We start from the raw sequence: 2,991 nt of genomic DNA on the forward strand, positions 1-2,991 counted from the left end.
CTTTGGCGACAGACTCTTCAGGGTTTTTGGTTTCAGCTGCTGCAATGGTGACAATCTCTGCACCAAAATAAAATGCTGTTGCTGCTACAGCACCTGATAGCACTGGTCCCCAGCCATTTGGCATAAAACCGCCATGGTTTAACAGCTCTCCAAACCCTGAGGCTTGATGATTTGGCCATAAGCCGAATAAGTAAATGGAACACAAGAAAATAAATACAGTAATTGCGGCAACTTTAATTGAAGAAAACCAGAATTCAAATTCGCCAAAAGATCGAACCGAAAACAGATTGGTTGCTGTCAGTAACATGAGTAAAACTAAGCTGATAATCCATTGGGGTAAATCAGGCATCCAATAGGCAAGCAGTTTTGCGCCTACGATTGCTTCAAGCGCAATAACGATCACCCAGAAATACCAGTACATCCAGCCAGTCATAAAACCCGCTAATCGAGATAAAAAGGGTGAGTCTTTAAAGGCATAACGGGCATAAGCATAAAAAGAACCAGTAACAGGTGAGGCGGTTGCCAATTCACCAAGCATTCTCATGACAAGAATAATCAAAGCACCTGTGATTAAAAATGACAAAATGGCAGCTGGACCAGCAGATTGAATGACAACTGAACTACCCACAAATAAGCCCATACCGATGACACCGCCGAGTGCCATCATTTGTACGTGCCGAGGTTTTAACGTGCTTTTTAAATCTTGATTAGAATCTGAATCATACATATCGGATTACCCCTCATAATTTTTTATAACTGTATCGTTAGATTGATGGTGCAATCGTACTTAAAGCATTTCGTCTTTTAAGTAATACCAGCGATATAACAAGGCTTGGCCTAGTCGTCTAAAGGGACGGAAGAAATGTGATGGCAAAGGTGATTGATAAATGGGTAATTCGAATTGAGGACGTTGAATTCCTATGATTCGTTCAGCCAACCGACGACCTGCCATTGCTGAAAATGAGACACCATTCCCACCATAACCGATAGCGTAATAGATTGTTTCTTCAGGGTTTGGTTGTACGATTCGAGGCATCATGTCATGACTTACATCAACCCATCCCCACCAAGAATATGCAATCGGTATACCACGCAAGCTCGGAAATTTACGGTAGAGGCCTTCTTTTAAGCGTTCGAGGTGTACTGGATTGTTGGCATCAGCCCCTGTAAGCGCACTTCTACTACCACATTGCACTGAACCATCAGGGAGTAAGCGATAGTAATGTCTTAAGGTCCGAGTATCGGTGATAAATGTAGTACTGTTTAATCCTGCTTCTTTAAGTTCTGCCGCTGTTAATGGCCGAGTCACGATCGAATTAGATAAAATAGGCATGATCTTGCCAGACAAGCTTGGATGTAAGCCATTTGGTGTATATCCACCTGTCGCAACTGCAACCCGTTTTGCTTTCACGATTCCATATGGTGTTTGTAGGTAATGGATGCCGTTGCGTGTTTCCCAACTGAGAACAGGCGTAGATGTATGAACTTTTGCACCAGCTGCACGCGCACGTTTTAAATAGCCAAACGCTAATTTTAAAGGATGTACACCCACACCATCGGGCTCGAGCAATGCACCCGCTGCTTCTTGATCGGCGACAAATTCTTCATGCAGTTGTTCTCGACTTAACATGCGTGTTTGATATCCAAACACATCGCGCATGACTTTGCCCTCATTTTCTAGAAAAGCCATTTTCTTTCCACGATGAGCAATATATAAATGCCCACCATCTTGCGCATCACAGTCAATACCACTCACAAGTTTTTTGAAATAATCAAAACCTTCGCGGATTTCCGAGTCGAGACGTTTTGCCGTATCGAGTCCCCATTTATCAATCCATTGTGAACGATAGAGACGACCAGATGCATTTTGCCCTTGTCCCCCGTTACGGCTGGTGCATCCCCATGCGGTTCGATTGGCTTCAAGTACCAAAGGTGCAGTTCCAAATTCTTCAGCTAGGGTGAGTGCAGTTGAAAGACCTGTGAAACCACCGCCAATAATTACAATATCTGCATCGATATCACCTAGCAGTGGACCATCATCTTCTGGAGGTGTTCCAGCTGTTGCCACCCAATAGGTGGGTGCATATTGTTCATTGCCTTTTAATCCTTGATCCGTTAAAGGGTCAAATTTGGCGTTATAAGTATCAAATGCTCTTGCAGTGGATGTTCTGCTTTGACCTGAGTCACCAATGAAATGCTGTATGGACTGATTCATAGACAAACTCCTTATGCAGCGATTTGTACAGGTCGGTTTTTACGGAATGCATTTTTAATGAGGATTTTTCCATCCTTGAAAGTAAAGACATCGACCATGTTGGCTTCAATATGCCCACCATCTGGTGCAGTTGCCGTAAACGTCGTCTCTGAAATACCAAATTGGGCATCATCACTTAACCAATGTTTACCATTGAGCCATTGAGCATCAGGGAAAGACTGAAACGTATTTTCAAATGCTTGTTTGACAGCATCAAAGCCTTGAATGCGAGTACCAAATACCTCACTGCCTGCAACTGTTTCAAAACAACAGTCGTGATGCATACAGGCCATTAACGCTTCAACATCATGTTTGTTCCAAGCATTAGAAAAGTTAGTAAGGAGTTGAAGAAGTTGAGTTGGATTCATTAGATAGCTCCAAATATTAAAAAATCTCGGCTGATGATTGGACTGTACGTAAATCATTGTGTTCGACGTAGTACCAGCAGCAAGGTTTTGATGGAGCCAGATAGTTTTTATTTTAAACAATTGTTTTATATTGATTATTTCTAAATCTCAATCATGGAATGTGTTTTGCTTAGTTTTAGATGATGCCAGATTGAGAGAAATCCTACTTTTCTATCTCTAAAATGCACCACTTTAAGGTTGATGGCTTCAAAATAGCTCATAAATTGCACTAGGAAAAAGGACAAACGAGTGACAAATTCATTAGCACCACAGGTCTGGGAAGCTTTGTTTGCTGATACTGCAAATAGTGGCCTAAATTTGCAAGGCCGA

The 2,991-nt window shown here is 42.2% G+C and carries 4 protein-coding genes; all 4 read right to left on the minus strand.

Going from position 1 to position 2,991, the window contains the following annotated elements; genetic code table 11:
* On the minus strand, positions 1-727 hold a 727-nt coding region (locus tag B4237_RS06095; RefSeq protein WP_286942183.1), incomplete at its 3' end, for an amino acid permease.
* Positions 728-787: 60 nt separating this feature from the next.
* Complete coding sequence (locus B4237_RS06100; RefSeq protein ID WP_286942185.1) at positions 788-2,215, minus strand: NAD(P)/FAD-dependent oxidoreductase; 1,428 nt, start codon at positions 2,213-2,215, stop codon at positions 788-790.
* 11 nt (positions 2,216-2,226) lie between these two features.
* Positions 2,227-2,622: a nuclear transport factor 2 family protein gene (locus B4237_RS06105; protein WP_286942187.1), complete on the minus strand. Its 396-nt coding sequence runs from the start codon at positions 2,620-2,622 to the stop codon at positions 2,227-2,229.
* Between the two features lie 140 nt (positions 2,623-2,762).
* The coding region (locus B4237_RS06110; RefSeq protein WP_286942190.1) for a hypothetical protein at positions 2,763-2,991 on the minus strand (229 nt) is incomplete at its 5' end.

It is taken from the genome of Acinetobacter sp. UBA6526, from assembly GCF_002434875.1.
Classification (GTDB): Bacteria; Pseudomonadota; Gammaproteobacteria; order Pseudomonadales; family Moraxellaceae; genus Acinetobacter; species Acinetobacter venetianus.

Bases quoted from the DNA above. Each gene is read 5' to 3' on its own strand.
- B4237_RS06100 (WP_286942185.1), bottom strand. From the start codon at position 2,215: ATGAATCAGTCCATACAGCATTTCATTGGTGACTCAGGTCAAAGCAGA.
- B4237_RS06105 (WP_286942187.1), bottom strand. From the start codon at position 2,622: ATGAATCCAACTCAACTTCTTCAACTCCTTACTAACTTTTCTAATGCT.